Source organism: Dactylosporangium sp. NPDC050588, assembly GCF_040654975.1.
Lineage (GTDB): Bacteria > Actinomycetota > Actinomycetes > Mycobacteriales > Micromonosporaceae > Dactylosporangium > Dactylosporangium maewongense.
Map to the genome: position 1 here is coordinate 169,820 of NZ_JBFAJA010000002.1, position 24,447 is coordinate 194,266.

Annotated in this window: 19 protein-coding genes, 1 tRNA gene and 1 pseudogene; 5 read left to right on the top strand and 16 right to left on the bottom strand. The window is 72.4% G+C overall.

From position 1 onward, the window contains the following. The first annotated feature begins 145 nt into the window (after positions 1–145). Positions 146–1,513 (top strand): PQQ-binding-like beta-propeller repeat protein, encoded by a 1,368-nt coding sequence (locus AB0I21_RS01960; RefSeq protein WP_360558335.1) that lies wholly within the window; start codon positions 146–148, stop codon positions 1,511–1,513. Between the two features lie 59 nt (positions 1,514–1,572). Here the strand turns inward: AB0I21_RS01960 and AB0I21_RS01965 are convergent. From AB0I21_RS01965 to AB0I21_RS02010, 10 genes and pseudogenes are all read right to left on the bottom strand, one after another. Then, positions 1,573–1,992: pseudogene (locus AB0I21_RS01965) on the bottom strand (SPFH domain-containing protein); the annotation flags it as partial. Continuing rightward, positions 1,920–3,176 carry a hypothetical protein gene (locus tag AB0I21_RS01970; RefSeq protein ID WP_360558337.1) on the bottom strand — a complete coding sequence of 419 codons (1,257 nt, stop codon included), beginning with the start codon at positions 3,174–3,176 and terminating at the stop codon, positions 1,920–1,922. The gene AB0I21_RS01970 and the pseudogene AB0I21_RS01965, both read right to left, overlap by 73 nt. A gap of 150 nt (positions 3,177–3,326) precedes the next feature. After that, complete coding sequence (locus AB0I21_RS01975; protein WP_360558338.1) at positions 3,327–4,700, bottom strand: PQQ-binding-like beta-propeller repeat protein; 1,374 nt, start codon at positions 4,698–4,700, stop codon at positions 3,327–3,329. 31 nt (positions 4,701–4,731) lie between these two features. Beyond that, positions 4,732–6,150 (bottom strand): PQQ-binding-like beta-propeller repeat protein, encoded by a 1,419-nt coding sequence (locus AB0I21_RS01980; RefSeq protein ID WP_360558339.1) that lies wholly within the window; start codon positions 6,148–6,150, stop codon positions 4,732–4,734. Positions 6,151–6,762: 612 nt separating this feature from the next. Then, positions 6,763–8,715 carry a 1-deoxy-D-xylulose-5-phosphate synthase gene (gene dxs, locus AB0I21_RS01985; protein ID WP_360558341.1) on the bottom strand — a complete coding sequence of 651 codons (1,953 nt, stop codon included), beginning with the start codon at positions 8,713–8,715 and terminating at the stop codon, positions 6,763–6,765. Between the two features lie 105 nt (positions 8,716–8,820). After that, positions 8,821–10,071, bottom strand: a complete 1,251-nt coding sequence (locus AB0I21_RS01990; protein WP_360558342.1) for an ABC transporter substrate-binding protein — start codon at positions 10,069–10,071, stop codon at positions 8,821–8,823. Between the two features lie 31 nt (positions 10,072–10,102). After that, a complete protein-coding gene (locus tag AB0I21_RS01995) occupies positions 10,103–11,797 on the bottom strand; it encodes a hypothetical protein (protein WP_360558344.1) in 1,695 nt (564 codons plus the stop codon). A gap of 1,145 nt (positions 11,798–12,942) precedes the next feature. Further along, positions 12,943–13,212, bottom strand: coding sequence for a hypothetical protein (locus AB0I21_RS02000; RefSeq protein WP_354888463.1), 270 nt, complete (start codon positions 13,210–13,212; stop codon positions 12,943–12,945). A gap of 227 nt (positions 13,213–13,439) precedes the next feature. Then, positions 13,440–14,165 (bottom strand): type I 3-dehydroquinate dehydratase, encoded by a 726-nt coding sequence (gene aroD / locus AB0I21_RS02005; protein WP_360558345.1) that lies wholly within the window; start codon positions 14,163–14,165, stop codon positions 13,440–13,442. A gap of 47 nt (positions 14,166–14,212) precedes the next feature. After that, positions 14,213–14,995 (bottom strand): RNA ligase family protein, encoded by a 783-nt coding sequence (locus tag AB0I21_RS02010; protein ID WP_360558346.1) that lies wholly within the window; start codon positions 14,993–14,995, stop codon positions 14,213–14,215. A gap of 88 nt (positions 14,996–15,083) precedes the next feature. On the opposite strand from AB0I21_RS02010, the gene AB0I21_RS02015 reads away from it, so the two are divergent. Together AB0I21_RS02015 and AB0I21_RS02020 are read left to right on the top strand one after the other, a co-directional pair. Next, positions 15,084–15,151, top strand: a tRNA-Ser gene (locus AB0I21_RS02015). Between the two features lie 111 nt (positions 15,152–15,262). Beyond that, a complete protein-coding gene (locus AB0I21_RS02020) occupies positions 15,263–16,804 on the top strand; it encodes a TROVE domain-containing protein (protein ID WP_360558348.1) in 1,542 nt (513 codons plus the stop codon). Here AB0I21_RS02020 and AB0I21_RS02025 read toward each other — a convergent pair. Together AB0I21_RS02025 and AB0I21_RS02030 are read right to left on the bottom strand one after the other, a co-directional pair. Beyond that, a complete protein-coding gene (locus tag AB0I21_RS02025) occupies positions 16,801–17,964 on the bottom strand; it encodes a TRAM domain-containing protein (RefSeq protein WP_360558350.1) in 1,164 nt (387 codons plus the stop codon). The two genes, AB0I21_RS02020 and AB0I21_RS02025, sit on opposite strands and share 4 nt — an antisense overlap. Positions 17,965–17,972: 8 nt before the next feature. Continuing rightward, positions 17,973–19,982, bottom strand: a complete 2,010-nt coding sequence (locus tag AB0I21_RS02030; protein WP_360558352.1) for an APC family permease — start codon at positions 19,980–19,982, stop codon at positions 17,973–17,975. A gap of 97 nt (positions 19,983–20,079) precedes the next feature. Between AB0I21_RS02030 and AB0I21_RS02035 the strand changes: the two genes are divergently transcribed. Then, positions 20,080–20,745, top strand: a complete 666-nt coding sequence (locus AB0I21_RS02035) for a TrkA family potassium uptake protein (protein WP_360558354.1) — start codon at positions 20,080–20,082, stop codon at positions 20,743–20,745. Next, positions 20,742–21,452, top strand: coding sequence for a TrkA family potassium uptake protein (locus AB0I21_RS02040; RefSeq protein WP_344503251.1), 711 nt, complete (start codon positions 20,742–20,744; stop codon positions 21,450–21,452). The genes AB0I21_RS02035 and AB0I21_RS02040 overlap by 4 nt, the downstream gene beginning before the upstream one ends. 561 nt (positions 21,453–22,013) lie before the next feature. Here the strand turns inward: AB0I21_RS02040 and AB0I21_RS02045 are convergent. From AB0I21_RS02045 to dut, 4 genes are all read right to left on the bottom strand, one after another. Beyond that, the gene (locus AB0I21_RS02045) at positions 22,014–22,733 is read right to left on the bottom strand and encodes a DUF3159 domain-containing protein (RefSeq protein ID WP_360558356.1); all 720 of its coding nucleotides are present in this window, start codon (positions 22,731–22,733) and stop codon (positions 22,014–22,016) included. Positions 22,734–22,739: 6 nt separating this feature from the next. After that, the gene (locus AB0I21_RS02050; protein ID WP_360558358.1) at positions 22,740–23,147 is read right to left on the bottom strand and encodes an OB-fold nucleic acid binding domain-containing protein; all 408 of its coding nucleotides are present in this window, start codon (positions 23,145–23,147) and stop codon (positions 22,740–22,742) included. Between the two features lie 63 nt (positions 23,148–23,210). Next, positions 23,211–23,894: a DUF3710 domain-containing protein gene (locus AB0I21_RS02055; protein ID WP_360558451.1), complete on the bottom strand. Its 684-nt coding sequence runs from the start codon at positions 23,892–23,894 to the stop codon at positions 23,211–23,213. A gap of 80 nt (positions 23,895–23,974) precedes the next feature. Beyond that, positions 23,975–24,436, bottom strand: coding sequence for a dUTP diphosphatase (gene dut, locus AB0I21_RS02060; protein ID WP_354888485.1), 462 nt, complete (start codon positions 24,434–24,436; stop codon positions 23,975–23,977). Positions 24,437–24,447: the final 11 nt, after the last annotated feature.

Here is a 24,447-nt window from a genome sequence, read left to right on the forward strand (position 1 = left end):
CACCGGCTGTGAAGTCCGCGTGAGCCGCCGCGAGGCGGCTCGCACCGCCGCTGGAGGCGGCGGCGGCCGTCGTCGGAAGCGGCGGCGTCAGCCAACGTATACCGGACCGTTGGCGACCATGGCCCGCGCCGGGCACCCTGAACATGTGGAAGAGCGGCTGATCGATCTCGGTGTCGTCAACGACCAGGACGATCGGCTGGAGGCCGGGCCGCCACCGGCGGTGCCAGGCCGGCGGCAGTGGCCGTTCGTGATGGTGCTGGCGCTGCTCGCGACGTTCACCGGCGGCTCCGGCGCGGGCTCGTCCGTGGAGGACCTCGGCGTCCTGGCCGAGCACACCGTCGGGTTCGTCGCCGACCGCGGCATGCTGTACGCGCTGCGGGAGGACCCGGCCGTCACCGCGTACGACTGGGGCACGGGCGAGAAGCGCTGGAGCCGCAGGATCCTGCCGAACTCCGGCCAGGTCTACCTCGCCGCGGACCGCGCCTACATCCGCCACCGCCCGTGCACCGATGCCACCGGCTGGAGCCTGGAGCGGCTCGACCCGGCCGACGGCAGCCAGCAGTGGTACGCGGCGGGCGCACCGGTCGCGGTGCTGCGCATCGACGATCGGCCCGGGCTGCTGCTCGTCGACGAGCGCACCGGCACCTGCCCGCCGGCGGTGCCGCAGCGCAACACCCCGCAGACGCCGGTCCACCTGGCGGCGATCGACGCGGAGACCGGGATCGTGCGGTGGCAGTTCCAGATGCCGGCCGGCGGCCGGCTGGTCTCCCCCGACGTGCCCGGCAGCGACTGGTTCGCGATCTGGTATACGACAGGGCACACCGAGATCCGGGCCGCCGCGACCGGTGCGGTGCTCAGCGCCGCGGAGGTGCCCGAGCTCGCCGACGGCCCGCCGCAGAGCGTCCGCATCGTCGGCGACATGCTCGTGGTCGTCGCTGTCGGCCTCGACGGGGCGATGATCACCAGCTACGGGCACACGCCGCTGGAGTTCCGGTGGCGGCTGCTCTTCCAGTCGGCGGAGCCGGTGCCGATCGCCGAGCTGGCCTACGGTCCGGTCGTCGTCGCGTGCGGCCCGATGGTGTGCGTGCCCAACTGGCGCGACATCGCCGTCATCGACCCGCGGACCGGCGTGCAGCGCTGGCGCCGGCAGATCCAGATGGATGCGGTCGGCTCCGGTGTACTGGTCGCCCGGGACCGCGAGGACTTCATGCGGATCCGCATCGTCGACTGGGAGACCGGCGACGACCGCAGCGAGCTGACCGGCTGGGGCCTGATCCCGACGGCCACGGGCGAGCTCGACGACGCCGCCGGGACCGCCGCGACCGCCGGCGCCACGTGGGCGCTGGTCCAGAAGCCCGACGGCAAGGGCTCACAGATCGGGCGGGTGAACCTGCGCACCGGGGAGGTCGAGATCATCGGCCAGGTGAGCCCGGTCCCCTCCCGGTGCGCGCTGCGCGGCCACCGCCTGTCGTGCCTGGCCGACGGCGACAGCCTCCGCCTGTGGCGGCTGTGAACCGTCCACACGGTCACCTCCAGCACCTCGACGCCAAAGCCGCGGGCCGCCTCCGCGAGCGCGCCGGTCAGCCGCGACGGCAGCTGCGAGCGAGCCGCGAGGAGCGCCTCCAGGTCCGCCTCGCCGGCCGCGGTGCGGAGCTCGACCTGGGTCCGCAGGTACAACTCCTGCAGCGGATCCGGGGCGCTGGTGACGAACAGGGCCGGGTCGGCGACGGCGAGCCGCAGCGTGGCGGAGACCCTCACGACGAGACGGTCGGCGGTGAGCATCTCCTGCCCCGTGACGGCGACGAGCCGCGGCCGCACGTCGACGCGCTCCAGGCGGGTGCCGCGCCGCCGGTACGCGTGCCGCCCCGGCCCGAACACGCCGGCGCACCCCGGTCCCGCACAGCCGGATAAACGCGGGTCTACGGCAGGCGGAGCAGGACGACCTCGTCGCTTTCGGTGGCGCAGGCGACGAGGGCCGCGTCGATCTCGCACGAGACGAGGGCGCCGGGGACCGAGACCGACGGGGCCGGCGCCGGGCCGCGGTCGGACCAGGCGAGCAGCGTGTCGCGGTCGGTCTGCAGGCCGATCAGGACGCGGGGGCCCGCGGCGGCGAGGAACCGCCAGCCGGGCGGGACGGTGATGCCGGTGTCGGCGGCCATGGCCGGGGCGCCGCCGGGTGCGACGGCCGGCAGCGCCCTCGGCACGATCCACAGCAGCGCGCCGTCGGACGGGTCGACGGCCGCGGTGCGTTCGCCGCTGACGCACAGCGCCGCGTCGCACGGCAGGATCGTGAGCGGGCTGCCGATGCCGGTCGGCACCTGGGCCTTCCAGCGTTCGACGAGGGCGCGACTGTACGCCGTGATCCGGGTGCTGCCCGTCGGCACGTCCGACCGGGCGACGAGCAGCAGGTCGCCGACGACGGCGACGAGGTCGTCGGCGGGCCCGGCGATGCCCTGGACCGGGGCGGTGCGCGCGCCGGTGACGAGGTCGACGGTGCTGAGCCCGCCGGCGCCGTCCAGCAGCGCCGCCCACGTGGCACCGGTCGAGGCGGCGTCGACGGCCACGCGGGTGCCGGGGTCGACGGCGGTGTCCCACTGGACGAGGCCCGCGGTGTCGATGAGCTGCCAGCGCAGCACTCCCGCGGTGGGCGTGTTGTCGGCGAGGGCACGGCAGCCGTCGGACCAGAGGCTGCGCATGACGACGGTGCCGGTGCCGCCGGGCGGGGTGCGCACGGGCACGCCGACGGCCCGCCACTGCTCCCGCCCGGTCGCCCGGGTCACCGCGACGGTGGTGCCGGTGACGCCGGAGCGGCACAGGTCCGGCGAGAGGACGGCCAGTTCGCCGCGGATGTCCACGTACGACAGCTGGGCCAGCCCCTCGGGGGTGAACATCCACCGCAGCGTGCCGTCGGTGGCGTCGTAGGCCTCCACCGGCGTCGGGGTGCGGTCGCTGTCGAGCACGAAGAGCGCCCCGCCGGCGACGTGGTAGTCGCCGTTGCGCAGCGGCTGGCGGGTCACCTCGTGCGGGCGCCCCGGCGCCGGCGCCGCGGACACCAGGCAGAGCAGCATCGCCAGGACAGCGGCCAGCCCCCAGCCTCGGGGCAGCCCGGCGGTGTCGTCGTCGACGTGGTCCCAACCGCCGTCGATGACGCCCAGATCGATGGTGACCGTGCTCACCGGCACGGCTCCATTGTGCGCCGATCATCACCGGCCCGGCAGCCGCCACACGGACAACGGTGGACCGCACCGCCACTCGGACCGCACCGCCACTCGGACCGGCCGCCGGACGAGGGGCGGTCCGGAGACCGCGTACGGGTACGTGGGCGGTCAGTGCCGGGACGGGAGGCGCCACACGGACAGGCCGCCGACCACGACGCAGGCGAGGGCCTCGCCGTCGACGGAGCACTCCGGGTTGCCGAACCAGTTCTCGGCGCGGGCGAAGACGGCGACCACACCGGTCGCCGGGTCGAGCTCGCCGAGCATGGCGGTGCGCATGTCCACGAGCCGCCACAGCAGCGGCCGCCGCCCGGTGGTGAGCACGTGCCAGCCGGGCAGCTGCTTGAAGACGGTGCCGGTGCGGCTGTCGACGAGCGCGACGGGCCCCGGATCCGACGGGTCGTCGCGCGAGCCGGTGATCAGGCGCCGACCGGCCATGCCGAGCACGTGGGTCTGCTCGTCGAGGTGCCAGCGGTGCTGGCCGGTGGTGCTGTCGTAGGCGTCCATGCCGCCGCTGTCGCCGGCGCAGAAGAGGTCCGCCGCGCAGCGGAAGAGGTCACCGCCCTGCGCGCCGGGCCAGTGGAACAGCAGTCGGCCGGTCGGCAGCTCGTACACCTGCGAACTCGGCGAACCGTCGGGGTAGACGATGACCCGGTCGGCGGCGCGGCCCGTCTCGTCGTGCCATCCGGCGTCGAACATGGCCGAGACGCCCGACCAGGCGAGTTGATGGGTCGCGCGGACCCGGCCGGTCCGGGCGTCCCACCGCGTCAGCCGCCCGTCCCGGCCGAGCACGTCGAACCGGTCGAGCCGCGACTGGTACATGTTGGAGTAGCTGAAGTTGACGTCGGACCCCTGCGGGACCGTGACGGCCCAGGCCTGCGCCCCGGTCCGCGCGGACAGCCCCAGGAACCGCCGCTCCGGCTGCGCGAAGGCACGGTTGACGTCCGATTCGGAGTCCGGCCACTCGACCTCGACGCGCCGCTCGTCGGGCACGTCCTCGACGATGACCACGTCGCCGGTCGTGCCGGTGAACGTGAGGTGCGAGCGCGTCCACAGCTCCTGGCCGGTGGCCGCGTCGAGCACGACGAGGGCGCTGGAGTCGCCGGCGCCGGTCCGGTCCTCGCTCATCAGCAGGACCACGTCGTCGCCCGCGGTCACCAGCTGCTGCTGGGCCTCGGCCGAGCGGTGCCACAGCAGCTCGCCGTCGATGAGGTCGTGTGCCTCGATCATCGGTCCGGGGTCGGTTCCCTGGTACCGGGCGAAGAACAGCCTCCCGCCGGCGGTCTGCGCCCGGAGGACCTGCTGTTCGATCGTGTAGAGCAGACCCGCCCCGGACCGCGGGCCGGCCGAGACGAGCAGGCCGAGGGTCACGGCGAGGACCGTGGCGACGGCGACCCACCGCCCCTGCAGCCGGCGCCGGGGCTCGGGCGGCTCCGGCGGCTGCCACGGGACGCTGAGGTCGAGCTCGATCACGGTCTCCGCCACGGCCCCAGGGTGCCATGACCCCTCTGTCGCGTCACCCGTCAGTGTCCGGGCGGGGCGGCAGGCGCCAGACGGTCAGCTCACCCACCATGACGCACGCGAGGGTGTCGCCGTCGGCGCTGCAACTGGGTGGCCCGTACCAGTCCGCGGACCGGCCGAAGACGGTGATGCGTCCGGTCCTCGGGTCGAGCTGGCCGAGCACCGCGGTGCGCTGGTCGAGCGGGCGCCACAGCAGGAGCCGCTGGGGGCTCACCTCGCGGATCAGCCGCCAGCCGGCGAGGTCCATGACGATCTTCCCGGTCCGCGCGTCGACGACGGCCAGCGGGGGCGCGTCGCCCGTCGCCTGCTCCAACGTGCTGACCAGGAGCCGGCCGCCCGCGCCGCCGATCACCTCCCGGTAGGGGCCGAGCCGCCATCTGGGCGCGCCGGTGGTGCTGTCGAAGGTGACGAGGCCGCGGTCGTCGGTGGCGCAGAACAGGTCGGCCGCGCACGGGTACAGGCCGTCGTAGCGGGACGCGTCGGTGCGGAACAGCGCCCGCCCGTCGGCGAGGTCGAACACGATCGCGCCGCGCTCCCCGTCCGGGTAGACCAGGGCACGGTGCGGGACCGCGTCGGGGGCGAACTGCCAGCTGGCCCCGGTGGTGAACATGGCCGGCACGCCCGACCAGGCCAGCCGCATGGTCGACAGCACGGCCCCGGTTCGGATGTCGCGATGCGTCACCAGCCCCGACGGGTCGAGCTGGTTGACGCCGGTGACGCGGCCGGTGGGGTACCGGCCCTCCCAGGTGTAGTCGAGCGCGGCACGGGGCGGCGCCTGGTGCTCCCAGACCGTGGCCCCGGTGCGCTCGTCGAGCACGAGCACATGCCGCGGCGGCCCGTCCCAGGCGTGGTTGACCCTCGGGTCCGGCTGCTGCTGCTCCTCCGGCGTGAACACGACGATCCTGCGCTGTTCGGGCTGCTGCTCGACGATGACGAGGTTGTCGCGGGTACCGATGAGCGAGGCGTTCTGCCGTGACCACAGCTGCCGGCCGGTGGCCGAGTCGACCACCGTCAGCGTGGTGCTGAACCCGTTGTCCGTATCGGAGTACCGCATCAGGATCAGCGCGCCGGCGCTGACGCTCGCCGGCTGCTGCTGCGGGGTCGTCGGGAAGTCCCACAGGCGCGCACCATCGGAGCGGCGGTGCGCCTCGATCCGCGGGTCGGACACCGACTGCTGAAACCGGTCGACGAACAGCAGGTCGCCGAAGACCGTGCCGCTGCGCACCTGGTCCCCGATCCGGTAGAGCGGGGTGAGCCGCGTCCCCGGGCCGGCCGCGCCGAGCGAGCCGAGCGCGGCGACGAGCACCACACAGACCGCCACCAACCGGGTCCTCAGCCGCCGCCGCGGCGGCGCGGGAACCTCCGGCGGCTCCCACGGGCTGCTGAGGTCGAGCTCGATCACGGTCTCAGCCATGCCACTCAGAGTCCCACGCCGCCGCCCCGGTTGCGTGCCCGCGCTGTGCCTCCGCCCCACCGCTGACGCGGCGGGTCCCGGCGGGGATGCTCACCCGCACCCCGATGCGCCGCTGCGCGGCGCACAGCCGCGCGTCCCGCGCCGGCTGGGATCGCGCGTGCGCGCCGCATCCGGTGGCGGGCCACCGCGGCCGGCGCCACAAGGTGCGACCGTGACGTATCTACAGCGGCGGCGACCATGCCGGATTGCGCTGGTCGAACGAGGAAGGCCAGACGTGTCCTTCGAGTGGGCCGAGTCCGCGAAGACCAGCGATTCCGGATGGCGAGCGGCCATCCGGGCGGGGGAAGAACGTGACGGTGAGGTCAGATCGCGGCTGTAGCAACCGGCCGGGGCGTGGCCGGGCGGGTCGTTGAGGCCGCAGCGGGTGGGTCGGGCCTGCGCGGCGGCCGCCGTGCTTCGCTTGTCCGAAGGCCCAGGGTCTTCCGTTGCGCCCCGACGCTGTGGCCGGCGTTCCCGTCGTGCTCTGCGCTTCGCGAGGTGCGGGCTCGGTCCGTACACAGGCGAAACGGCGGATCCAGGGCAGGATCCGCCGTTTCGGGTGGTGCTTGGGGGTCAGGTGCGGGCGCGGGCGGGGACCGCGGGCTGCTCGGTCTCGTCGAGGCGGCTGACCCACTCGGTGACCTGGCGGGACACGTCCTGCGCGGTCAGGCCCAGCTCCGAGAGGATCTCGGCGCGCGTGCCGTGCGGGTGCCAGGCCTGCGGGACGCCGAGGTCGCGCAGCGGGACCCACACGTCGGCGTCGCGCAGCGACTTGGCGATCGCGTCGCCGACGCCGCCGGTGCGGACGCCGTCCTCGATCGTGACGACCAGGCGGTGCTCGCGGGCCAGGGCGACGAGCTCGACCGGCACCGGCCGGACCCACCGCGGGTCGACGACGGTGACGCCATAGCCCTGCTCGGCGAGGCGGGCGGCCGCGTCGACCGCCAGGTGCGCGAACGCGCCGACGCTGACCAGCAGCACGTCCTTGCGCTCGTGCTCGCTGAGCACGTCGACCCCGCCGAAGCCGTCGACCCCGCCGACGCGCCGCACCGCGGGCAGGTCCGCGGGGACCGCGCCGGTCGGGAAACGCACGATCGTCGGGCCGTCCTCGATGCTCACGGCCTCGCGCAGCTCCTCGCGGACGGTCTGCGCGTCGCGGGGCGCGGCCAGCCGCAGGCCGGGGACCACGCCGAAGACCGCCATGTCCCAGATGCCGTAGTGCGACGGGCCGTCGGGGCCGGTGATGCCGGCCCGGTCGAGCACGAACGTCACGGGCAGCTTGTGCATGGCCACGTCGAGCAGCACCTGGTCGAACGCCCGGTTGAGGAACGTCGCGTAGACCGCGACCACCGGGTGCAGGCCGCCGATCGCGAGCCCGGCCGCCGACGTCGCCGCGTGCTGCTCGGCGATGCCCACGTCGTACGCCCGCTCGGGGTACTTCTTCATCAGCTTCGCGATGCCGGTCGGCTCCGCCATGGCGGCGGTGATCCCGACGATGTCGGCGCGCTCGTCGGCGATCGCGACGAGCTCGTCGGCGAACACGCCGGTCCACTTCACCGCGGCCGGGGCGAGCAGCTTGCCGGTCTCGATGTCGAAGGCGCTGCCGGGGCCGTGCAGGCAGTCGGCCTCGTCCTCCTCGGCGGGCCGGTAGCCGAAGCCCTTGCGGGTCACGGCGTGCACGATCACCGGGCCGCCGAACGACTTCGCCTTGCGCAGCGCCGACTCGACCGCGACCTGGTCGTGGCCGTCGACGGGTCCGACGTACTTGATGCCGAGGTCCTCGAACATCGCCTGCGGCGCGACCGCGTCCTTGATGCCCTTCTTGACCGCGTGGAGCACCTCGTACAGCGGCGGGCCGACCAGCGGCGTCCGGCCGAGGGAGTCCTTGACCAGGTCGAGGACCTTCTCGTAGCTCGGGTTGAGCCGCAGGTTGGACAGGTGGTCGGCGAGGCCGCCGATCGTCGGGGAGTAGGAGCGCCCGTTGTCGTTGACGACGATGACGAGCGGGTTCTTCGCGCCGGCGATGTTGTTCAGCGCCTCCCAGCACATACCGCCGGTGAGCGCGCCGTCACCGACGACCGCGACGACGTGCCGCGGCTCGCCGCGCAGCGCGAACGCCTTCGCCAGGCCGTCCGCATAGGACAGCGCGGTCGAGGCGTGCGAGTTCTCGATGATGTCGTGCTCGCTCTCGGCCTGGCTCGGGTAGCCGGTGAGCCCCCCGCGCTGGCGGAGCAGGTCGAAGCCGTCCTGGCGGCCGCTCACGATCTTGTGGACGTAGGCCTGGTGGCCGGTGTCGAAGAGGATGCGGTCCTTCGGCGAGTCGAAGACGCGGTGCAGGGCGAGGGTCAGCTCCACCACACCGAGGTTGGGGCCGAGGTGGCCGCCGGTGCGGGAGACCTTGGCGACGAGGAAGTCGCGGATCTCCGCCGCGAGCACCTCCAACTGCTCCGTCGAGAGGTCACGGAGGTCACCCGGGCTGCGGATCGAGCTCAGCAGGGTGGCGGCCTCGGTCTCTTCAGTGCTCATGGGGCTCAACTCTAACGGGGGCGCGCATCGGCGCACGTCGGCCGGACGAATCTTGACAGCTTCCACACATGCTCGTTACCTGGTCACCGGCTGTCGCACACGGCTTCAACCACTTGCCGCCGCGGCGAACCTCACGGTGTCCCTGTCCTGCACGAACAGCGTGAGGGCCGCGTCGATCGCCGCGCTGCGCTTCGTCCCGGCGACGACACCGTGCGTGAGCGACCCCACCACCCGGGTGGAGCTGTCGGTCCACTCGGCGATCGCCTGCGCGAGATAGCCGGTGTACTTCGCCTTGTCGGCGTCGAGCCGCGCCGGCACGGACCCCTTCTGCGGGTTGAACGCGTCCTGCCCGCTGACCGAGCCGCACTCGATCAGCCACTGCTCGGCGGCCCGCCGGTGCGGCGCCCCGCGCGGCAGCGTGAACGAGTCGGAGAGGAAGTCGTACACCTTCTCCGAGCCGGGGCTCGCCACCACCGAGTAGCCCTGCTGGAACGCGAGGCCCTTGGTCCGCAGGTACGCGTCGGCCCAGTCCCCCATCACGTTGTAGGCGGCGGTGCCGGCGACGACCTTGTCCAGCGCGGGCTGCCAGTCCCCGGCGGCGGTCGCGACGTCGGACTGGTCGAGGACCCGCACGAACAGCGTCAACGCCTCCTGCACCCGCGCGCTCCTCCAGTCCGTCGCGCCGTTCCAGAGTCCGGTGTACCCGTCGGCGCCGAGCTCGCCGAGCAGCACGCACTCGAGCAGGTGCTTCTGCGTCCAGGTGGGTCCGATCGACAGCGGCAGGACGCCCTTGCCCCGCAGCACGGCCGCCTGGCTCAGGAACTGCGACCAGCTGATCGGCGGGGTCAAACCGTGCGCCTTCAGCACCGCCGGGTTGTGCCAGAGCAGGTTGGCGCGGTGGATGTTCACCGGCACCGAGTAGATCTTGCCGTCGAACGTCAGCGCCTCGACCAGGCCCTTCGGCAGCCGCTCGCGCCAGCGCTGCTGGTCGTACAGGTAGCGGACGTCCTCGAGGTAGCCGGCCGCGACGTCGTTGTCGAGCTCGAGACCAGCGTGCGCCTGGTAGGAGTCGGGCGGGTCGTCGTTCTCCAGCCGGGTCGCGAGCACGGTCCGGGCGACCGTGCCCGCCCCGCCCGCGACGGCGGCGTTGTCGAACTCGACCCCGGGATTGACCCGGCGGAAGTCGGCGACGAGCGCCTCCAGCCCTTCCTTCTCGCCGGGCCCCGCCCACCACGAGAACACCTCGACCTTGCCGGACCCGTCGTCGCCGATCTCGTCCCCGCTGACCGCGCAGCCGGGCAGCCCGAGGACGGTCAGCCCGCCGGCGACGAGCAGCGTTCTCCGGCTAAATCCCACTTTTTCAGTATCTTCGCGGTTTGCGCCCTCGTCAGCGGTTCGGCGGCATCCAGTCCTGGTCCGACCCCTGTTCCGGCTGCTGCTCCTGTACGGGCACCGGCGGCTGCTCCTGGTGCTGGCCTGCGTGCTGGCCTGCGTGCTGGCCTGCGTGCTGGCCTGCGTGCTGGCCTGCGTGCTGGCCTGCGTGCTGGCCCGGCTGCTGGCCGTTGTGCTGGGCGGCCTCGGGTGCCAGGCCGATCTCGTTCGCCAGCGTCGCCGTGCTCAGCCCTTCGACCCTGGCCCGCATGTCCGCGTACGTCGCCAGTGACATCGGCGCCGTCACCACCGCACCCGCCCGGGCGATCACCTCCGACACGACGGAGGCGAGCACGATCCCGAGCACGATCTTCCCGTCGGCCCCGGTGACCCTCACCGGCTCCAGCGAGAGCGCCGACGCCCCGCCGGTCCCGCCCTGGACGATGATGCTGATGATGGCCCCGACGAACGCGGCGGCGAAACCGAGCGCGAGCGCCGTCGCGATCCGGCTGATCGAGGCCCCGAGATCCTGGTGGAACAGCTTGAAGCAGCGGGAGATCGCCGACGCGCCCCGCTCGAACGTCACCACCGCCGGCAACAGCGTGAACACCGCGGCGAGGTAGATCGCCGGCAGGAAGCACGCGCAGAACCCGACGCAGATGATCAGCCCCGCCAGCACCTGCCACCCCAGCAGCGGAAACACCCGCCGCGCCGCGAGCAGCAGCGCCGCACCGAGCCGCGGCCGCAGCCCCGCCGCGATCGTCACCGCCACATGGTTGGACGCGATCGACACCACGAACGAGACGAACACCCCGACGAACGACCCGAGCAGGATCAGCCCCAACGCCGCGAACAACGGCCCGGGATCCGACGGGACCGGCGCCCCCGTGACCGGGTCCGTCTGGCTCAGGTCGTCCGACACGTCCAGGCTCACCATCGACAGCGGCACGCTGTACGCCAGCATCACCACCAACCCGATGAGCTGCAGCAACGCGAGCTTGTCCCAGCCCCGCCGCAGGATCGCCATACTGCGCCGCCACCAGCCCGCGAAGTCGGGACTGACCAGCGGGTCACCCTCACCGATCACCCCCGCGACGGGCACCATCTGATAGATCGCGTACGCCTGCGACGGGTCGTACGCACCCCCGTACCACTGCGACTGGTCATACCCGCCAGCCGGATACTGCGGCGCCCCATACGCACCAGGCTGCCCCGGGTAACCGAACTGCCCCTCCCCCGGATACGGCGCCTGCCCTGGATACGGCGCCTGCCCCGGGTAGTACGGCTGCCCCGGATACGGCGGCTGTCCTTGATAGCCGGGCTGCCCGGGGTACGGCGGCTGCCCCTGATAGCCGGGCTGCCCCGGATACGGCGACTGTCCTAGCTGCCCGGGCTGCCCGGGCTGCTGCGGCTGACCCGGATGGCCGGGCTGCCCGTACGCGCCCGCCCCGTGCTCCTGCGCCGCGGGGACGGGCGGCCTGATCCGCGCACCATCTCCGGCACCGGCCTCGCTGCCGTCCGCCGACGCGGCACCGGCGGAGCCGGTCTCCCCGGCAACCGCACCCGGCACAGGAGGAGCGACACCCTCAGCCTCCGGGCCGGACTCGCCCGGCAGCGGAACGGTGCGCGGCTGCCCGGAATCCACCGGCGGCACCGGCTCGGACGGCTGGGCCGGTCCCGTGGACTCGTCGGGCCCAGGGGGCTGGGTCATGGTTCCTCCGTATCGCGGACTGCGCCATGCGGCACGACACAGAAGATAGGGCCCCGCCGCACACCCCGCCGCCCCACCAGGCGCCAAACCGACCGCCCGACCAGCCGGCCAACCCCGGAGAACCCCACCGCCCAGTCACCACCCGACCAACCGACCAACCCCCACCAGACGCCAAACCGACTACCCGACCAGCCGACCAACCCCGGAGAACCCCACCGCCCAGTCACCACCCGACCAACCGACCAACCCCCACCAAACACACCCGCCGCCCGACTAGCCACCCCACCCCGAGCAAATCCGCCGCCCAACCAACCCCGACCAGCCAACCCGCAGCCCAATCAGCCACCCCACTCGGAGCGAAACCCGCCGCCCGACCGACCCCGACCCGCGGCCCACAGCCCGACCAGCGCCTACTCCCGGCGACAAACCGCCACCGACCAACCGCGTCCGGCAAACCCAGCTACCGGACCAGCACCAACCCTCGCCAGCAAACCCGCCACTCGACCAGCCACCCGCCCTGAGCAAGAACTAGCCACCCCACCCCGAGCAAATCCGCCGCCCAACCAACCCCAACCAGCCAACCCGCAGCCCAATCAGCCACCCCACTCGGAGCGAAACCCACCGCCCGACCGACCCCGACCCGCGGCCCACAGCCCGACCAGCACCTACTCCGGGGCGACAAACCGCCACCGACCAACCGCGTCCGGCAAACCCAGCTACCGGACCAGCACCAACCCTCGCCAGCAAACCCGCCACTCGACCAGCCACCCGCCCTGAGCAAGAACTAGCCACCCCACCCCGAGCAAATCCGCCGCCCAACCAACCCCGACCAGCCAACCCGCAGCCCAATCAGCCACCCCACTCGGAGCGAAACCCACCGCCCGACCAACCCCGACCCGCGGCCCGCAGCCCGGCCAACCCCGACCGGCGGCCCACAGCCCGACCAGCGCCTACTCCCGGCGACAAACCGCCACCGACCAACCGCGTCCGGCAACCAGCTACCGGACCAGCACCAACCCTCGCCGGCAAACCCGCCGCTCGACCAGCCACCCGCCCTGAGCAAGAACCCGCCGCTCGACCAGCCACGACCGGCGGCTCGCTGGCTTGTCAGCGGACCAACGGGAACCGGCGAGCTCGGGGCCCGGTCAGCCGAGCATGCCTGAGTAGACGATCGTCAGCACGAAGCCGACGAGCCATAAGCCGCCGCACCACCACGACAGCTTGACCTCGGTGCTCCTGTCGTCGGTGCGCAGCGCCTTCACCGCGACGAGCGCGGCCACGACCATCACCGTCAGGCTCGCGATCCAGACGGTCCAGGCGGCAGGGCTGCGCTCGACCTTCGGCCCGCCGGAGTCGAGCCCCAGGACCAGCCTGATCAGCGGCACGAGGAACAGCACGGTGAACGCGATCGTCACCTGTGCCACCGTCCGCCGCACCGGCCGCCACTGATCCCGTCGCGGCCGGCCCTCGCCGCCACTGGTCCCCGCTCCCGCGCCCCCGGGCGGCGAACCCCCGGGCGGCGCAGCACCAGACCCCCCGGCCCCGGCCGCGTCCGACGACCCGACCGGCGGTGGAGGCTCCGACGAAGCCGCAGGATCCGGCGAGGAAGGCTGGGACGGGCGCTGAGGCTCGGCCGGCTCGGTCATGCGGCACGCCGGTGGGCGAAGCGGGGCGAGAACAGCTCCAGCAGCCGCACCGTCTCCTCGAAGGGCAGCTGGCCGGGGGCGGGGCGGCCGCCGATGGACGAATAGGTGATCCGCGAGCCGAGGACGGGCAGCATGAGCCGGGAAGCGGCGCCTTCGGGGCCCATGGCGATGGCGATCACGCCGCGGTGGTGATGGCGGAGGGTGAAGTCGGTGAGGGTGCGCAGGTCGTCGGGGCCCTGGGCCATGGTGCTGATCTTGACCAGGTCGGCGCCGGCGGCGAAGCCCTCCTCGGCGAGCTCGTCCAGGCGCGCCGCGGCCGGGGTGGCCGTGAAGTCGTGGTGCGACAGCACGACCACCGTGCCGTGGGAGCGGGCGGCGGCGACGACACCGGCGCGGATCTCGGTGGAGGCCAGCTCGACGTCGACGGCGTCGACCTCGGGCATGAGGGTCTCGTAGAGCCGCAGGCGGGAGGGCTCGTCGCCCGCCCAGTAGCCACCCTCGTCCTTCGAGCGGATCGTGGCGAGCGTCGGCACGCCGGCGAACGACCGGACCTGGCGCAGCGCGTGCTCGGGGTCGGTCGAGGCATACCAGTCGACGCGCAGCTCGGCGACGTCGACGCGCAGGTCACGGGCCTGCGCCGCGTCCCGCCCGGCGTCCTCGTCGCCGAAGCTGACCGCGACCAGCGGCACCTCTTCGGCGAGCCGCTCCCGCAGCGTTGCCATGCAGCACTCCCCCCACCGTCCGCCCCAAGCGAAGCGACAGGGGGAGTCTACGTGCGCGGTACGACAGATCCCCGCCGGCGCAGGGTCCGCTCGTAGTCCTGGAAGCGGGCCTTCGCGATCACCGACCGGTCGGGCGCGCGCAGCACGATCCCCTCGGCCCGGCCCGGCGCACCGTCGAGCCCCACCAGCGTCGCCGGCAGCGAGCCGGTCAGCAGCTCCTGCATCTCCGCGATCCCCGGCGGCAGCGCGGAGCCGGCCCGGTGCCACAGCCGCGGCGTCAGCGCCAGTCCCGCCGCCGCGGCGAGCGAGGCCAGCCGCTCCTCGGGCACGAAAGGCTGGCCGCCGGACTCGCGCCACGCGGAGACAGCGGCAGGCGTCCACGACAGTGGCGTGGACCAGTCGGGCAGGTCGACCACGTCGAAGAGCCGCCAGCCGAAGAGCGTGGAGTCGCTCGTGTACTGCCTGGCCGCCCCGCCGACCTTGCCGCCGTAGAGCTCCAGGAAGTACACACGGATCCCGTCCCCGGCCGGCAGACCCGCGGCGACCGGCTTCAGCTGCCCCACGATGCCGAGGGCAGGGTTGCCGATGAGGTCGCCCTTCGCGTACAGGAGCTCCTCGCGCGATCCGATGAGGTACGAGCCGTCGGGCAGCAGGACGATCCGGCTGTTGGTCCCGTCGACCTTCTCCGTCGCGATGACGTCGCCGGGAAACACCGTGGCAGGGGAGGTCAGACCCCCGTTGCGGGGATCCAGGGTGTGGTACGTCGGAATCGACGGATACTTCGTCAGCGAGTTGAGCAGCCGCAGATCGACGGCACGGACATCGAACATCGCCACATCATCGGGCAGGGAAATACGGCGCGGCACGCGATTAACCGCTGCTACGGTTCCCGGCACAAGATGTCCCGCCGTGGTGACCCGGTGCGCAGGCACCGGATACTTCGACTGTTCATCGAGAGGTCGCAGGTTCGAATCCTGCCGCCCCGGCGCATCGGGGTGTAGCTCAGCGGACAGAGCACTTTGTGCCGGCGCCGCCTGGATCTCGGGTCACCACGACGGGACATCTTCATGCCTGAGGCCAGAAGAAGGTGATTCCAGATGGCGAAGTTCAACAACCAGCAGACGAAGCGGCGCCCCGACGGGGTCACCTACCAGGGAGGCCCGGGCTACTCGCGCGACCTGAAGTCGGAGCTGTTCCTGCTCGCCGTCGCCAACATGGTCGGCGAGCAGACGTTCTACGAGTCGGCCGGCGACCGCGACCAGCGCTACCGCGAGCTCGTCGGCGCCGCCGCGGTGCGCCACCCGGAGTGGACCGCCCGGTTCCTGCGCTGGCTGCGCGGCGGGGCGAACCTGCGCTCCGCGTCGCTGGTCGGCGCCGCCGAGTACGTCCGCGCCCGCCTCGCCGCCGGCCTGGTCAACGGCACCGGCGAGCACCGGCAGGTCGTCGCCGACGTGCTGCAGCGCGCCGACGAGCCGGGTGAGCTCCTCGCGTACTGGGCGTCGCGCTACGGCCGGTCGGTGCCGAAGCCGGTGAAGCGTGGCGTCGCCGACGCGGCGAAGCGGCTGTACACGGAGCGCAACCTGCTCAAGTACGACACCGCCAGCCACGCGTTCCGGTTCGCCGACGTGCTCGACCTGACCCACCCGGCCCCGGCCGGCCCGGCGCAGGGCGACCTGTTCACGTTCGCGCTCGACCGCCGGCACAACCGGCCCGAGCCGCGCGTGGCCGAGTCGCTCCCGATGATCGCCGCCAACGCCCGCCTGCGGGCCGACGCGGCCGGGGATCCGTCCGTGCTGCTCGACGCCGGGCGCCTGCGCGCCGCCGGCATGACCTGGGAGGACGCGCTGTCGCTGGGCGGCTCCCGGCTGCCGAAGCACCGCCTGTGGGAAGCCCTCATCCCGTCGATGGGGTACATGGCCCTGCTCCGGAACCTGCGGAACTTCGACCAGGCCGGGGTGTCGGACGCGGTCGCGGGGCAGGTCGCGGCGAAGCTGGCGGATCCGGGCGAGGTGGCACGGTCGCGGCAGCTGCCGATGCGGTTCCTGTCGGCGTACCGGGCGGCGCCGTCGCTGCGGTGGGCGTGGGCGCTGGATCGGGCGTTGCACCAGAGCCTGGAGAGCATCCCGTTCCTGGCCGGTGACACGCTGATCCTGATCGACACGTCGGGGTCGATGCACTCGGTGTTCTCCAAGGACGGCACGCTCATGCGGTGGGACGCGGCGGTGATCTTCGGGTTGGCGCTGGCGCTGCGGTGCGAGCGGGCGAAGGTCGTGTCGTTCTCGACCCGGACCACGGTGTTCCCGGTCGAGCCGGGCGAGTCGCTGCTGCGCGGCATCGACCGGTTCAAGGCGAAGGGGCACTTCCACAACGGCGGTACCAACACGGCCTCCGCGGTGCGGGAGCACTACCGCAAGCAGGACCGGGTGGTGATCCTGACCGACGAGCAGGCGTCGTTCGACGGTGACGTGTCGACGTCGCTGCCGGCGGGCACGCCGCTGTTCACGTGGAACCTCGCCGGGTACCGCATGGGCCACACCCCGCAGGAGCGCAACCGCTGGACGTTCGGCGGCCTCACCGACGCGGGCTTCGGCATGATCCCGCTGCTGGAGGCCGGCGAGCGCGGGACGTGGCCGTTCTAGATCCGGGTGAAGAGCCCGATCGTCTCGAAGTGCTGGGTCATCGGGAAACTGTCGAAGGCACGGATCTCCGGCAGCTGATACCCGAGGCCCAGCAGCAGACCGGCATCGCGGGCGAACGCGGCCGGGTCGCACGCGACATAGGCGATGGCGCGCGGTGACCTGGCCGCGACGGCCGTGACCACCTCGCGGCCCGCGCCCGCCCGGGGCGGGTCCAGCACGACCAGGTCGACGCTGCGCCAGCGCGGGTTGCCGATCGCCGCCGCCACGTCGTCGTTGACGAACCGGACGTTGGCCACCGAGCGCAGCGCCTTGCGGCCCGCGGCGACGGCCCGCCGGTCGCCCTCGACGACGGTGACCGGGCCGCAGTGCGGGGCGAGGGTGGCGGCGAAGAGGCCGACCCCGCCGTACAGGTCCCAGGCCCGCTCCCCCTCCGCCGGCCGCAGCATCTCCAGCACGGCGCCGGTGAAGGCGGCGACGGCGTGCGGATGCACCTGCCAGAAGCCGCCGGCGTCGACGCTCCAGTCGTGCCCGGCGGCGACCTCGCGGACACGGACGGGCGGTCCGGTGAGCGCGCCGCTGCGCCCGGCCCGGGTCAGCACCGCGGTCTCGCCGCCGGACGCCGCGACGGCCTCGACGGTCGAGCCGGCCGGCCAGCGGCGGGTGGTGACGGGCAGCGCCTGGATCGCCGGGTGCGCGATCCGGCAGCGGTCGACGGGGATGACCTCGCTCGAGCGGTGCCGGTGAAACCCGGCCCGTCCCTCGTCGTCGACGGCGTACTGGACCCGGGTGCGCCAGCCGAGCGCGCCACCGGGGAGGGCCTCCACCGGTACCGACGCGGAAACACCGGCGAGTCGCGCCAGCTGCTCACCGAGGACCTGGGACTTCAGGCGGCGCTGCGCGGCGGGGTCGGCGTGCTGCCAGTCGCAGCCGCCGCAGGCCCCGGGGCCGGAGAACGGGCACGGCGGGATGACGCGGTCCGGCGACGGCAGCAGGATCTCGACGGCGTCGGCGCGCAGGAAGCCCTTGCGTTCGTCGGTGATCCGCGCGAGGACCCGCTCCCCCGGCAGCGCGTGCCGGACGAAGATCACCCGGCCGTCGTGCCTGGCCACGCAGTGCCCGCCGTGGGCGACCGAGCCGACCTCGAGCTCCAGCAGGGTCATCCGGTCGCTCATTCGGCGGGTGTTTCCTGTGTACGGCGTGGGCCTCGCTGCGGCCCGCGCGTGAACGCGGCGTCGAGCTTGGCGATGTCGACGTCGTCGATGGAGCTCAGCTGCCAGGGCACGCTGGTCACCATGACACCGGGCTCGAAGAGCAGGCGCCCCTTCAGCCGCAGCGCGCTCTGGTTGTGCAGCAGGTGCTCCCACCAGCGCCCGACCACGTACTCGGGGATGAAGACGGTGACCACGTCGCGGGGCGAGTCGCGCCGCTTCGACCGCACGAAGTCCAGGATGGGGCGGGTGATCTCGCGGTACGGGCTGTCGACGACCGTCAGCGGCGCCGGGATGCCGCGGCGCTCCCACTCGGCCTGCAGCGCCCGCGTGTCGTGGTCGTCGACGTTGACGGTCAGCGCGGTGAGCGAGTCGGGCCGGGTGGCCTGCGCGTAGGCGACGGCCCGCAGCGTCGGGCGGTGCACCTTGCTGACGAGGACGACCGCGTGGTTGCGCGACGGCAGGACGGGCCGGTCCTCCGACGGGGTCAGCTCGCGGGCGACCGTGTCGTAGTGCTTCTTGATGCCGACCATCAGGAAGTAGATGACGATCATCGCGATGATGGCGATGTACGCGCCGAGCAGGAACTTCGTGATGAGCACGACGATGAGCACGGCGCCGGTCATGCTCAGGCCGATCATGTTGATCGTCCGGGACCGGATCATGCGGGACCTGGTGCTCTTGTCGCGGACGGTGCGCAGCAGCCGGTTCCAGTGCCGGATCATGCCGGCCTGCGACAGCGTGAACGACACGAACACGCCCACGATGTACAGCTGGATCAGCCGCGTGACCTCGCCCTGGAACCCGATGATGAGCACCATCGCGGCGAGCGCCAGCAGGATGATGCCGTTGGAGAAGGCGAGCCGGTCGCCGCGGGTGTGCAGCTGGCGGGGCAGGTAGCGGTCCTGGGCGAGGATCGAGCCGAGCACGGGGAAGCCGTTGAAGGCGGTGTTGGCGGCGAGGAACAGGATCAGCGCGGTGATGACGGCGACGACGTACAGCATGATCGAGCCGGACCCGAAGACCGTCTCGCCGAGCTGGGTGGTGACCGTCTTCTGCACGTAGTCGTGCGGGCCGCTGATGATCTGTCGGGCGGGGTCCTCGACGAACTGCAGGCCGGTCTTGCGGGCCAGCAGGATGATGCCGAGCAGCATCGTGATCGAGATGCTGCCGAGCAGCAGCAGCGTGGTCGCCGCGTTCTTGCTCTTCGGCTCCTTGAACGCGGGCACGCCGTTGGAGATCGCCTCGACACCGGTGAGCGCGGCGCAGCCGGACGAGAAGGTCCGCAGCAGCAGGAACGCCATCGCCCACTGGTTGAGGTGCACCTGCTCGGCCGCGATCTGCAGCCCGGCGCTCGGCGCCCGCAGTTCGTCACCCAGGATGAAGATCTTGAAGAAGCCCGTGAGGATCATGCCGATCATCACGATCATGAACCCGTAGGTCGGGATCGCGAACGCGCTGCCCGACTCGCGGATGCCGCGCAGGTTGAGCGCGGTCAGCACGGCGATCGCGATGATCGCGATGGCGACCTTGTGGGTGGCGACCCACGGCACCACCGACCCGAGGTTCGCCACGCCGGACGCGGTCGACACGGCGACGGTCAGCACGTAGTCGACGAGCAGCGCGCTGGCGACCGCGACGCCGAACCGCGGGCCGAGGTTGACCGACGCCACCTCGTAGTCGCCACCGCCGGACGGGTACGCGTGCACGTTCTGCCGGTAGCTCGCCACGACCGTGAGCATCACCACAGCGACGGCCAGGCCGATCCACGGCGACGCGAGCAGTGAGGTCGCACCCGCGATCGACAGCGTCAGCAGGATCTCGTCCGGCGCGTACGCGACCGACGACAGCGCGTCGGAGGCGAAGACCGGGAGGGCGATGCGCTTGGGCAGCAGCGTGTGTTTCAGCCGGTCCGAGCGGAACGGTCGGCCCAGGAGCAGCCGCTTCATCAGGGAGGTGGGACTGGCCACGACCGCTAAGCGTACGGGTCGCGCGCCTGCCGGATACACCGGTCCGACCGGCGCATGGCATCCTCAACACGAGAGCCGCACACATCGGAGGCGTTACGTGCACGTGGTGATCATGGGGTGCGGACGCGTGGGCTCGACCCTCGCGATCAGCCTCGAGCAGCGCGGCCACTCGGTCGCGGTGATCGACTCAGACGCCGACGCCTTCCGGCGCCTGGGCGGGGACTTCACCGGCGCGACCGTCACCGGCATCGGCTTCGACCGCGACGTGCTGCTGTCCGCGGGCATCGAGCGCGCCGACGCCTTCGCCGCCGTCTCCTCCGGCGACAACTCCAACATCATCTCCGCCCGGGTCGCCCGCGAGACCTTCGGCGTCGAGCGGGTCGTCGCCCGCATCTACGACCCGAAGCGCGCCGAGGTGTACGAGCGGCTCGGCATCCCGACCGTCGCCACCGTCCGGTGGACGGCGGACCGCATGCTGCGCCACCTGGTCCCCGAGGGCAACGTCGAGATCTGGCGCGACCCGACCAGCACGGTCTCCATCATGGAGATCCCGATGCACCCCGACTGGATCGGGCACTCGGTCGGCGACCTGGAGGCCCGCAGCGGCACCCGGCTCGCGTACCTGATGCGCTTCGGCCTCGCCATGCTCCCGACCTCGTCGACCGTGATCCAGGACGGCGACCTCGCCTTCATGCTCGTGACCGACGAGATGATCGCGTCCGTGACGAAGGTCACCGGCTCCGCACCCGAAGGGGGACACTGATCATGCGGATCGCCATCGCCGGTGCCGGCAACGTCGGCCGCTCCATCGCCACCGAGCTGGTCGACAACGGCCACCAGGTCATGCTCATCGAGCGGGTGCCGCGCATGGTCCGCCCCGAGCGGGTCCCCGCCGCCGAGTGGATCCTCGCCGACGCGTGCGAGCTGTCCTCGCTGCAGGAGGCCGACCTCTCCTCCTGCGACGTGGTCGTCGCCGCCACCGGCGACGACAAGGTCAACCTGGTCGTCTCGCTGCTGGCCAAGACCGAGTTCGCGGTGCCGCGGGTGGTCGCCCGCATCAACCGCGCCGAGAACGAGTGGCTCTTCAACGAGCAGTGGGGCGTCGACGTCTCCGTCAGCAAGCCCCGCCTCATGGCCGCCCTCGTCGAGGAGGCCGTCTCCGTCGGCGACCTGGTCAGGCTGATGACCTTCCGCCAGTCCGAGGCCAACCTGGTGGAGATCACGCTGCCGGAGACCGCGCCGTACGTCGGCCACCCGGTCCGCGAGGTGCCGCTGCCGCACGACTCCGCGCTGGTCGCCATCCTGCGCGGCAAGCGCGTCCTCGTCCCGACCCCCGACGACCCGCTGGAGGCCGGCGACGAGCTGGTGTTCGTCGTCACGTCGGAGATGGAGGACGCGGTCCGCGCCGTCATCCTCGGCGCCGACTCGGTCGAGAACACCCGCAAGAAGCGCGGCCCCCAGTTCTTCTGACCCGCCCCGCGCTGCCCTTTCTCATGATCCGGAAGACTTGTTGCTGCCCCGACAACACAAAGTCTTCCGGATCACGGAAAATACGAAACTCCCACAGCGGCAGCCCCGTGTACGGCCGCACGACCGCCTCGCCCCAGCCGCCACCTACTGGTCGCCCTTTCTCATGATCCGGAAGACTTGTTGCTGCTATAACGACACAAAGTCTTCCGGATCATGGCGGTGGCAGTCTTGCGGACGCTTCAGCGTCCGGGGGCGCCCGCCACGCCGGCCCAGCTGCCGGTCGGCTTTCCACGTGATCCGGAAGAGTTGTTGTTGCTGTGGCGACAAGAAGTCTTCTGGATCATGCAGGGGCACAGCGGGTCTGTCGCGACCGGCAGGTCGCGTCGCGGCCTTGGCCGGACGGGGCGCGGAGGCGCCCCGGCCGGCGCCGCGGATTGCGCAACTCCACGCGGACGTGCAGGGAGGGCCCCCAGGGCCCGACCGTTGGCTGCGGGAGCAACGGCCGCAACCACGGCGGACCGGAGCCATGCACTGCTTGAAAGGTCGTGGCCGGCGGCGCCGTCAGTCGGCGGGGCGGACCTCCGGGCGGGCGGGCTCGGGCCGGTCGGTCTCGGGTTCGGAGGCGCGGATGATGCGGCGGGCCTGCCAGACGGTCAAAGCGGCCAGCAGGGCGTACGGCGGCCAGCCGAGCGCCAGGCGGGCGACGCCGAGCAGGTCCGCGTCGCCGGCGCGCCAGAGCTGGATCTGCACGCCGAGCTTCGCCAGGTAGACGACGGCCCAGAGGACGGTGAGCCAGGCGAAGGCGCGGCGCAGGCGGGGGTTCTCGCGCCAGCGGTTGCCGCCCTTGTCGAGCATGACGGACCAGAGCCAGCCGACCAGCGGGCGGCGGAAGGCGACGGAGGCCAGCATGCCGACCGCGTACGCGGCGGTGAGGGCCATGCCCGGCAGGTAGATGTCCTTGGCGTCGCCGCTCTTCCAGGCCAGGTACGCGCCGATCGCGATGCCGACGACGCCGTTGACCGCGTGGCGGACCGACTCGCGGCGGCTGAGCCGGTAGACGGCCATGGAGAGGGCGGCGGCGACCGCGACGATCAGAGAGGTCCGCAGCGACCACCAGCCGAAGTGGTCGCCCAGGAAGTTGACCACGATGAAGAGCGTGATCGGGATGCTCGACTCGATGAGGCCGCGCACGCCACCCAGCTGCTCGGACATCTGCACCGAGAACGGGGGCAGCGGGGCTTCCTCGTCGGGGTCGGTCTCCGCGGTCTTACCTGGTTGCATCCGGCCTCATCTGGGTGTGTCGAGCTCGTAATACGGGTTGTAGAGCACCTTACGGCCGTCGCGGACCGCGATGCGCCCCCTCGCCGTGATCGCTCGACCCGGCTCGATGCCCGCGATGTGCCGGCGGCCCAGGAAGACCAGGGTCACCAGGTCGCTGCCGTCGAACAGCTCCGCTTCGAGGGTGGGCAGGTTGGTGCGCGGGGTGTAGACCACCGTGCGCAACCGGCCCTTCAGGCTCACGACCTGACCGCGGACGCAGGCGAGCGCGGGCATGCTGCCGCACTGCTTGGCGTCGCGTTGCAGCTCTTCGGCGTCGAGCTCCGCCTCGCTGGCGGTGAGGCGGCGGAAGAACCTCCGCAGCCCGCGCGCCTGCTCGACGGACGGATCGACGGCTTTCTCACTGTCCGTGGTCATGACGTCGGTGCCACCCTCCTCGGCCAGACATGACACCCACTACGACGGTACAGCTCACGGGTGTTATTTGCGCCGGGGCCTCGGTGACGGCTTTCTGCGGTCCGCCCCGTTGGCCCCATCGGCACCGTTGGCCGCGGCGGTGAGCGGGACCTCGGCCGGGCCGTCGTTGGCGGTCGCCTCGGCGACCTCCTTCGGCAGGTGCAGCGGGAGCGGCTCGCGGACCGGCATGGCCTCGTGACCCCGGTCGACCACCAGGTTGCGCAGGCACGCCACCAGCGGCGGCGCGACACCCGGGTCGACGGCGGCGGGGCCCTGGAAGACCGCGCGGACGAGCCAGCGGGGGCCGTCGATGCCGACGAAGCGGATGTCCGTCAGGCCGTCGGGGGTGCGGACGCGGGCGCGCAGCTCGGTGCCCCACTCGCCGTCGGCGTCCTCGGCCGCGACGCCGTCGGTGAACAGCTGCTTGCGGATCTCGGCGCGGACCTCGTCCCAGATGCCCTCGCTGCGCGGTGCGGCGAAGACCCCGAGCTGCAGCGCGCTGTCGTTGTTGACGAGCACGATCTGCTGGATCTTGCCCTCGTTGTCCGCCTGTACGCGGACCTCCACGTCGTCGACCGCGGGCACCTTGAGCGCACCCAGGTCGAGCTGGGGGATGCCGGCGGGCGCCTCGGTGATGTCGTACGGGCCTTCGGGCCGGTCGGCCTTGGACGCGACGGGCTCCTCAGGGTCGTCGTCGACCAGGCCCAGCTCCTCCTCGAGCCTGCGGGCACCGCCCGCGCGGGTGTCGTCCTTCGCGTGCCGCCCGCTCCCGCTCTTGCGCGAGAAGATCACTGCTCTTCCTCCAGTTCAGCATGACCACCGGTTGATCCGTGACCGCCGGCTCCGCGCACAGTATCGGGAAGATGGTCGACGCCGTGGAAGTGTGCCCGCTCCACGCGCTGGACCACAAGCTGGGCAATCCGGTCACCCCGGCTGATTTTGGCCGTGATCACCCGATCGTGATTGACCAGGTTCACCAGGATCTCCCCGCGGTACCCCGCGTCGATGGTGCCCGGCGCGTTGAGCACCGTCACACCGAGGCGGTGCGCGAGACCCGACCTCGGGTGGACGAGCCCGACGTAACCGTCGGGCAGGGCGATGGCGATCCCCGTGGGGACCAGCGCCCGCTCCCCGGGCGCGAGGTCGAGGTCACAGGCCGCGACCAGGTCGGCGCCGGCGTCGCCGGGGTGCGCGTACGCCGGCAGCGGCAGCTCGGGGTCGAGCCGCCGGACGTGAACCTCCACCGTCATGCCTCCATCCT

Coding starts and splice junctions, on each gene's coding strand:
- dut (WP_354888485.1), bottom strand. CDS start 24,436: ATGACGGTGGAGGTTCACGTCCGGCGGCTCGACCCCGAGCTGCCGCTG.
- AB0I21_RS02025 (WP_360558350.1), bottom strand. CDS start 17,964: ATGACCCTGCTGGAGCTCGAGGTCGGCTCGGTCGCCCACGGCGGGCAC.
- dxs (WP_360558341.1), bottom strand. CDS start 8,715: ATGAGCACTGAAGAGACCGAGGCCGCCACCCTGCTGAGCTCGATCCGC.
- AB0I21_RS01980 (WP_360558339.1), bottom strand. CDS start 6,150: ATGGCTGAGACCGTGATCGAGCTCGACCTCAGCAGCCCGTGGGAGCCG.
- AB0I21_RS02045 (WP_360558356.1), bottom strand. CDS start 22,733: ATGCAACCAGGTAAGACCGCGGAGACCGACCCCGACGAGGAAGCCCCG.
- AB0I21_RS02050 (WP_360558358.1), bottom strand. CDS start 23,147: ATGACCACGGACAGTGAGAAAGCCGTCGATCCGTCCGTCGAGCAGGCG.
- aroD (WP_360558345.1), bottom strand. CDS start 14,165: ATGGCAACGCTGCGGGAGCGGCTCGCCGAAGAGGTGCCGCTGGTCGCG.
- AB0I21_RS02020 (WP_360558348.1), top strand. CDS start 15,263: ATGGCGAAGTTCAACAACCAGCAGACGAAGCGGCGCCCCGACGGGGTC.
- AB0I21_RS02010 (WP_360558346.1), bottom strand. CDS start 14,995: ATGTTCGATGTCCGTGCCGTCGATCTGCGGCTGCTCAACTCGCTGACG.
- AB0I21_RS01995 (WP_360558344.1), bottom strand. CDS start 11,797: ATGACCCAGCCCCCTGGGCCCGACGAGTCCACGGGACCGGCCCAGCCG.